At 72.4% G+C, this 8,558-nt stretch carries 2 protein-coding genes; both read right to left on the bottom strand.

What is annotated here, in order from left to right; all coding sequences use genetic code 11:
• A partial coding sequence (locus ABZ260_RS40105) for an amino acid adenylation domain-containing protein (RefSeq protein WP_355628066.1) occupies positions 1-7,026 on the bottom strand: 7,026 nt, incomplete at its 3' end.
• A 137-nt stretch (positions 7,027-7,163) separates the two neighbouring features.
• A complete protein-coding gene (locus ABZ260_RS40110; protein ID WP_355628069.1) occupies positions 7,164-8,531 on the bottom strand; it encodes an MMPL family transporter in 1,368 nt (455 codons plus the stop codon).
• Positions 8,532-8,558 lie beyond the last annotated feature (27 nt).

Here is an 8,558-nt window from a genome sequence, read left to right on the forward strand (position 1 = left end):
CTGCGCTCCGGCCAGGTACAGCTCCCCCTCCACCCCGGCCGGAACCGGCCGCAGCCACGAATCCAGCACGTGGAGACGGGTGTTCCAGACGGGGTGACCGATCGGCACGGAGGTGGTCTCCGTGCCGGGACGGTGCTCCCAGAAGGTGACGTCGACCGCGGCCTCGGTCGGGCCGTAGAGGTTGTGCACCGGCACCCCCAGCCGGGCCGCCGCCTCGTCGGCGAGTGCGGGCGGCAGCGCCTCACCGCTGCAGATGAGAAACCGAAGAGCCGTACCCGTTCCGGACACCTCCGGCGAACCAGGAGAGGGCACCGCCTCCAGGAAGGCGGCCAGCATGGAGGGGACGAAATGCAGGACCGTGACGCGTTCGGAGTCGATTAGCCCGGCGAGGTAGGACGGGTCCCGGTGCCCGTCCGGCCTGGCGACGACCAGGGTGGCGCCGGTCTGAAGCGGCCAGAAGAACTCCCAGACCGACACGTCGAATCCGGCCGGCGTCTTCTGCAGAACGCGGTCCGCCGGCCCCAGGCGATACTCGGACTGGGCCCAGAGCAGGCGGTTGACGATCGCACCGTGGGTGACCACGACCCCCTTGGGCCGCCCCGTCGAGCCGGAGGTGTAGATCACGTACGCCGGACGCTCCGGCGCGAGCGGCACACCGAGATCGGAAGCCGGGTACCCGGAGGCGTCGGCACGGCCCAGCCAGTCACCGTCGATCACCAGAACCGGCCGTGAGTCGTCCAGCATCGACGCGATCCGCGCCGCAGGAAGCTCCGGGTCGACCGGCAGATAGGCGGCGCCCGCCTTGATCACGGCGTACATGGCGACCAGCAGGTCCGGTGACCTGGGCAGCATCAGCGCCACCACTCGTTCGGCTCCCACCCCGTACTCGGCCACCAGCAGACGGGCCAGCCGGTTGGCTCGCGCGTTGAACGCCGCGTAGCTCAGCTCGTCCCCCTCGAACACCAGCGCCGTCGCGTCCGGCGTCCGCGCGACCTGGGCCTCGAACAGCGCGGCCAGCGTCGTGCGGGGCACGTCCACGGCCGTGTCGTTCCAGTGGTGTGGCACGGGCCCGCGCTCGCCCGAGGAGAACCCGTCGAGACGGCCGACGGCGGTGTCCGGCTCGGCGACCAGTTCGGCCAGCAGGCTCAGGAAGCGGTCGAGCAGAGCCGCGGCCTCCGCCTCGGTGAACACGTCGGGCCGGTACTGCAGCCGGAAACGGAGCACGTCCCCCGGCACGACCAGCAGCGTGATCGGGTAGTGCGTCGCGTCGGTCACGTCCGCCGAGGTCAGGTCGAGGTCGCCGATCGCCGTACGGGAGTCGATGGGGTAGTTCTCCATCACCAGCAGCGCGTCGAACAGGGGGCCGCGCCGGATCTCGGCAAGGCCGGCGTGGTGGTGGGGCAGCAGTTCCGCCTGCTCGTCGCGGAGCCTGCGCAGCAGGTCACCCACGGTTTCCGCGGGGTCGAGCCGGACCCGGACCGGCAGGGTGTTGATGAACAGGCCGACCATGCGCTCGACCCCGGACAGCTCGGGCGGGCGGCCGGAGACCGTACCGCCGAAGACGACGTCCCGGTGGCCGGTCAGCCGGCCGAGCAGCAGGCCGAAGGCGGCCTGCATGACGGTGCTGAGCGTGCTGGAGTGCGTGCGGGCGAGAGCGGTGAGCGCCCGAGTCCGGCCGTCGTCGAGTTCGGCGGTGACCCTGGCGGGCGCGACCGGCTCGGCGGGGGCGTGCGGGGCGACGAGGGCGGGCTCGTCGAAACCGTCCAGCGCGTGCTCCCAGGCCCGCCGCGTGGGCTCGCCGTCCCGACCGGCCAGCCAGGCCAGGTAGTTCTCGTACGGCGGCGCGGGGGCGGGCTCCTGGCCTGAGTACAGCGCGAACAGCTCGGCCGCCAGCAGCGGTGTCGACCAGCCGTCCAGCAGGATGTGATGGTTGGTGAGGATCAACCGGTGCCTGCCGGGTCCGAGCCGTACCAGTGCGAAACGGAGCAGCGGTGGCCGGGACAGGTCGAACCGCCGGGCCCGCTCCTCGGCGGCCACCGTCTCGGCGTCGGTCCCCGCCACCTCCCGCCACGGCACCTCCACCCGCCGGTGCACCAGCTGCACCGGGTCGCCGCGCAGCTCGAAGGAGGTTCGGAGGTTGGGGTGCCTGCGGACCAGGCGTTCCGCGGCGGCCCTGAGCCGTGGCGCGTCGAGGGGGCCGCTCAGGTCCAGGGTCAGCTGAGCGGTGTAGACGTCCACCTCCAGCAGGGAGTGGAAGAACAGGCCGTGCTGGAGCGGCGCGAGCGGCCAGACGTTCTGGAGGCCGGGGCCGAGCTCGTCGAGGTCGTCCTGGGTGAGGGATACCGCGACGTCGGAGGGGGTGAGGCCGCCGCCGACGTGCCGGGAGATGCCGGTCAGAGCCTCCGACCAGGCGGCGGCCAGCTCGGCGATCCGGTTGTCGGCGTGGCGGGTGGGATCCCAGGTCCAGGTGACGCGGAGGACGTCACCGAGGGCGATCGCGTCGATCTGGATGCCGTGCCTGAGCGGGGCGGCGGCATCCTGGCCACCGGACAGCCCTCCGGCTACGGGCTCCCAGTCCAGCCCGGAGGAGGTGATCCGGCCGAGATAGTTGAAACCGATCTCCGGCTGGGGCAGTGCGGCGAGTGCGGGGGCCGTGTCAGGGTTGAGGTAACGCAGGAGGCCATAGCCCAGCGGGTCGGGAAGAGCGCGGAGCTGCTCCTTCACCCGCTTGACCGCCTGGCCCGCGGCCTGGCCTCCGTCCTTGAGATCGGCCCAGTCAACGGGGCCCGCGTCGATCCTGACGGGGTGCACGGCGGTGAACCAGCCCACGGTCGCGGACAGGTCCACGCCGGGGAGGACCTGCTGCCTGCCGTGCCCCTCCAGGTCGACGAGTACGGAACGCCGCCCGCTCCACCTCGCGACCGCCGCCGCGAACCCGGCGAGCAGCACGTCGTCGGCGTTCCCGTGGAAGGCACCCGGCACGCCGCCCAGCAGCGGACCCGCCACGTCGGCGGAGAGCTCCACGACCATCTCCCGCCGCTTCCCCCAGGTTCCCCGCTCGCGTACCGGCGCGGCGGGAAGGAGTGAGCCATCGGTCGCGGGGACGAAAGTGCCCGAGGACAAGGCCCGCGCCGGTGAGACCGGCGGGGACGGCGCGAGGAGCGCGGTCCAGGCGGGAAGGTCGGCCACCCGTGCCGGGTTCACGGCCTCGGCCTGGAGCAGACGCGCCCAGGTGCGGAAGGAGGTGGTGGGCTCGGGCAGGCGTACCTCGGTGCCCTCTCTCCCGGCGCTCCAGGCCGCGAGAAGGTCGGGCAGCAGGATCCGCCAGGAGACGCCGTCGACGGCCAGGTGGTGGATGGCCAGCAGAAGCCGTCCGGACCGCTCGTGGCCCGCGTCGAACCACACGACCCGTACCATCCGCCCGGCGCCGGGATCCAGCTCACCCCGGACCCGCTCGGCATACCCGGCCACCGTCTCGTCCGACACGTCCCGAACCCGTGCATCGTCCCCGCCGGGAACGCCGGGAACACCGGGAACACCGGGAACACCGGGAACACTGTCGGCCGTACCGTGCACGACACCGAGGCCCTCGCCGGCCGCCTCGTCCGGAACGTTCGAGACCTCCACCCGGCGCACGCAGTCCGCTGCCAGGACCGCTCCAGCCGGGGCGATCTCCAGCCCCCACGCCCCGGCACCCGCCGGAGGCGTGGACGTCCGGAGCCTCAGCGCGTCGTGACGGTCCAGCACGACCTGGACCGCGGCCGTCAGGTTGTCGAGGCCGAGATCCGGGGGTACCCGGAGCACCGCGCTCTGGCCGAATCCCTCGATCGGCCCTTCGCCCTCGACGAGCCAGGCGATGATCGGGGTGACGTCGACGCTTCCCGTGCCGTCACCCGCCGGATCCGTGCCGTCCGCGGGCTCCTCCGCGGCGAGGGCGACGAGGGCGAGGGCCTCGGGGGTCTGGTGCTGGAAGACCTGCTTCGGAGTGAGCGCGAGCCCGGCCTCCCGTGCTCGGGAGACGAACCGGATGGCGAGGATGCTGTCGCCGCCCAGGTCGAAGAACCCGTCGTCGGCCCCGGCCCTGGGCAGGCCGAGGACCTCGGCGAACAGCCCGGCCAGCAGGCGTTCGCGGTCGGTCGCGGGCTCCCGCCCCGAGGTCTCCCCCGCGGGTTCCGGCAGGGCACGCCGGTCGAGCTTGCCGTTGGCGGTCAGCGGCATCTCGTCCAGCGTCACGATCGCGGCGGGCACCATGTACTCGGGCAGGGACCGCCGCAGGTGCCCGCGCAGTTCCTCCGCGCCCGCGCCGCCGACCACGTACCCGACCAGCCGCAGGTCTCCCCCCGACTCGGGCCCCCGGTCACGGCGGGCCAGCACGGCCGCCTGCTCGACGCCGGGATGCGCGGCCAGTACCGCCTCGATCTCGCCCAGCTCGATCCGGAAACCGCGGACCTTCACCTGCTGGTCGGCCCGGTCGACGTAGTGGAGTTGCCCGTCGGCACCCCAGCGGACCAGGTCGCCGGTGCGGTACATCCGCCCGCCGGGCACGAAGGGGTCGGCGACGAACCGCTCGGCGGTCAGCCCCGGCCGGTTCAGGTATCCGCGCGCCAGGCTGGGTCCCGAGACGTACAGCTCCCCGACGGAACCCGGCGGGACCGGGCGTAGTCCGGCGTCCAGCACGTGCAGGCGGGCGTCGTAGACCGGGCGGCCGATCGGGGTCTCGCCGGGGAGGGTCAGCGGGTCGCTGCAGGTGACGACGACCGTGGTCTCCGTCGGCCCGTAAACGTTGATCATCCGGCGCCCGGCGGACCAGCGGCGGACCAGCTCGGGGCGGCACGCCTCGCCACCCACCAGCAGGGTCCGCAGCCCGGGGAGCGGTCTGACCGGGACCGTCGCCAGCGCGGCGGGGGTGACGAACGCGTGCGTGACGCGTGCCTCGGCGAGGAACCGGCCGAGTGGCTCGCCGCCGTACACCCCGGCGGGCACCGGCACGAGCGCCGCACCCGCCGACAGGGCCATCAGCCACTCGAGCACCGCCCCGTCGAACCCGATCGAGGCGAACTGCAGGACCCGGCTGTCCTCCGTCACCGCGTACCTGTCGATCTCGGTGCGCGCGTACGCGGGCAGGCCCGCGTGGGTGACCACCACTCCCTTGGGGCGGCCGGTGGATCCGGAGGTGTAGACGACGTAGGCCGGGTGTTCCGGCAGCAGGCCGGTCACCGGGTCGGTGGCGGGCAGGCCGTCGCCGGTCCAGGTGTCCAGCTGGACGACCTCGACGCCGGGCGGCGCGTGGAACCCGGCGTCGGCGCGGGTCACCACGGCGGAAGGGGCGGCGTCGGCGAGCATCGTCGCCAGGCGCTCCGGCGGATGGCCGGGGTCGAGGGGGAGGTAGGCGGCGCCGGACTTGAGGATGCCGAGGAACGCGACGGTCATGTCGAGGGAGCGGGGCACCGACAGGCCCACATAGCGGTCGGGCCCGGCGCCGAGGGCGATGAGATGGTGGGCCAGCCGGTTGGCCCGCGCGTTCAGTTCGGCATAGGTGATCTCGGTGTCCCCCGCGACGACGGCGACGGCACCGGGAGCGCGCCGCACCCGGTCCTCGAACAGGGAGACGGCCGTGCCCGGCGGCACCTCGCGCGGCGCGGCACCCCAGTCGGCCAGGAGCGTGTGCTCGGCCTCGTCGAGGAGTTCCACGGCGCCGACGCGGGTGGTGGGGCCCGCCTGGACGACACGGGTGAGGAAGCGCAGGAAACGGCCGTGATGGTCGGCCAGCAGGTCCTCGCCGTACAGGTCGGGGTGGCCGTCGAAGTCGATGCGGACTCCGCGCCCGTCGGAGCCGTCGTAGAGGTTGATCGACAGGTCCTCGACGGGCCCGGTGCAGAGCGGGTGCGCGACGGCGGTGTGACCGGCGAACCTCAGGTCGTAGTCGAACCGCATGATGTTGACCACCGGGCCGAACAGCCGGTCGCCCACTGTGCCGCGGAGTTCGCGGCGCAGGTCCTCGTACCGGTAGCGCTGGTGCACCAGCAGCCGCCCGACCTCCCGGGTGACCTGGGCGGACAGCTCGCCGAAGGTCGTCTCCGGGGAGACCGCCAGGCGGAGCGGGAGCACGTTGGAGAGCATCCCCGGCGTTCGCCGGGCGGCGGGCGTGGTCCTGGCGGTGACGGCCAGCCCGAGGACCACCTCGCGGGCGCCGGTGAGGCGCCCGACGAAGGCCGCGATCGCCGCGATCATGAACCCGGAGACGGCCGTACCGTGGGAGAGCGCGGCCTCGGTGAGCGCGGCGGCGTCGCGCTCCCCCAGCGTGGCGCTCCGCCGGTTGAACCGCGACGTGGCGGCGGCGCCGGAGGAGAGGGCGGGGACCGCGCTCAGATCGGCGAGCCTGCCGTGCCAGTGGCGGCGGTCGGCCTGGAAACGGTCGGAGGCGCGGTAGGCGGCGTCCTCCTCCAGCAACGTGGCCAGCGACTGGAAACCGCCGGGGCCGGGGTCGCGGCCGTCGATCAGCGCGGTGTAGACCTCGGCGAGACGCTGGGCGATCATCGGCCCGCTGTAGCCGTCCATGACCACGTGGTGGCAGCGCAGGTACCACAGGTGGCGGTCGGGCGCGATCCGGATCAGGGCGGTGGCCACGAGCGCGTCCTCGCGGAACGGCGAGCGCAGGTCCTTGCGCATCCACTCCAGAGCGGCCCGCTCCGCACCGAGTCCCTCGTCGCCCGTCTCTTCCCCGCCGAGGTCGAGGAACGGGCACGGCACCTCGCACTCCCCGACGACCTGACCGACCTGACCGACCCGGCCCGCCTCCTCGGTCTCGCCACCGATGATCCGTACGTGAACGGCGTCGACCTCCCCGGCGGCGAGTCGCACGGCCGCGGCGAAGACCTCCGGATCGACCGGGCCGGAGATCTCTATGTACTGGGCAATGCAGAGCGGTTCGCCAGGGATAATCCGCTGGGCGTCCCATATTCCACTCTGCGCTGCAGATAATGGCAGGAGGGAATTCTTGCTGAACACCGTCGCCACGCTTTCCATCTGGGCCGGAAAATGCCTGACGGGTGCTTATTAGCACCTCGAAGGGGCAGAAACGCATTGTGTGCGGCGATCCACCCCCGCGTTTATTACCGGCAAGTAAATCACAGGTGTGATCTGCCTCGCAATAACGCCTTTTATCATTTACCGCTAAACTCGCCTCCCACTTTTTCGCTCTTTCTCAAGGCGACCTTGCCGGATCCGAGCACCACGCGGGGGCGCACGAGCCGCCGGGGCCTGAGCATGACCCGCGGCCTGACCGCCGGGGCAGGAGGCCGGTAGGGGCGCGGTCCGCGGTGCCACCAGCGTGTGCCCCTGGCCAGGTGACTCGGCCACCAGACGACGTCGCCGACGTCCAGGGTGAGCGCGGTCACCAGTACGGAACGGACGATCATCGTGTCGAGCAGCACCCCCACGGCCACCGCGAAGGCGAGCTGGACCGTCTGCGTCAGTGGAAGCACCACCAGCACCGCGAAGGTGCCGGCGAGCACGACTCCCGCCGAGGTGATCACACCGCCGGTAGCGCCCAGACCGAGGATCGCGCTGTGCGCCGTGCTGTAGCGGTGCGCCTCCTCCCGAACCCGGTGCATGAGGAAGATGTTGTAGTCGACGCCCAGCGCCACCAGCAGGACGAAGACCAGCAGGACGAACCCCTGGTCCACCCCGGCGAAGCCGAAAAGGTGCGCGAACGCCAGCGAGCTGATTCCCAGCGTGGCCAGGAACGACAGCACCACGGTGGCCAGCAGCAGCATGGGCGCGATGAGCGAGCGCAGCAGCACCGCGAGCACCGCGAAGACCACGAGCAGCACCAGCGGGATGATCACCATCCGATCCCGCTGCGCGCCGCGCTCCAGGTCGGCGATGAGCGCCACGTTGCCGCCCACGTTGACGTCCGGGGCGGCGACCGCCCGCAGCCGGTCGCGCAGGGCGAGCACCTCGTGCTGCTCGGCCTCCTCGCCGTCGCCCCCGCGTACCGTCACGTTGAGCAGGATGTCGCCGTTGCCCGCGGCGCCCAGCGAGATCGCGGTGACCTCGGGCCGCTGCGCGGTGTCCACGATCACGTCCCTGACGTACTGCTCGGTGGTGACCACCTGGACCGGATCGGCCTCGCCCGAGGGGAAGTGCCGCTCGGCGACCTCCTGCCCGACCACCGAGTCCGGCCTGGAGAGGAAGACGTCGGCGTTGCCCAGCCCGCCCGCCCGGTAGGAGGCCAGTCCGGACGCGCACAGGCAGAGCCCGATGACCGTGACGACCCACACCAGACGGGGGTTCGCGTGGATCCTCCTGCCCAGGGCGCCCCATCTGCCGTGGTCGGCGGGGTACTCCTCGGCGTCCGGGTCGTGGTGCGGGACGAGCGGCCAGAAGATCCAGCGCCCGAAGACGACCATGACCGCGGGAAGCAGGGTCATCATGGCGAGCATCGCGCTGGTCACCCCGACCGCGGAGACCGGCCGGATCGCCAGGGGATCCAGGAGAAGGCCCTTCCAGGCGTCGGTCTTCCCGGGCAGCGACTACGCCTGGGTCGCGGTGAACCA

Source organism: Streptosporangium sp. NPDC006013 (assembly GCF_040614275.1).
GTDB lineage: Bacteria > Actinomycetota > Actinomycetes > Streptosporangiales > Streptosporangiaceae > Streptosporangium.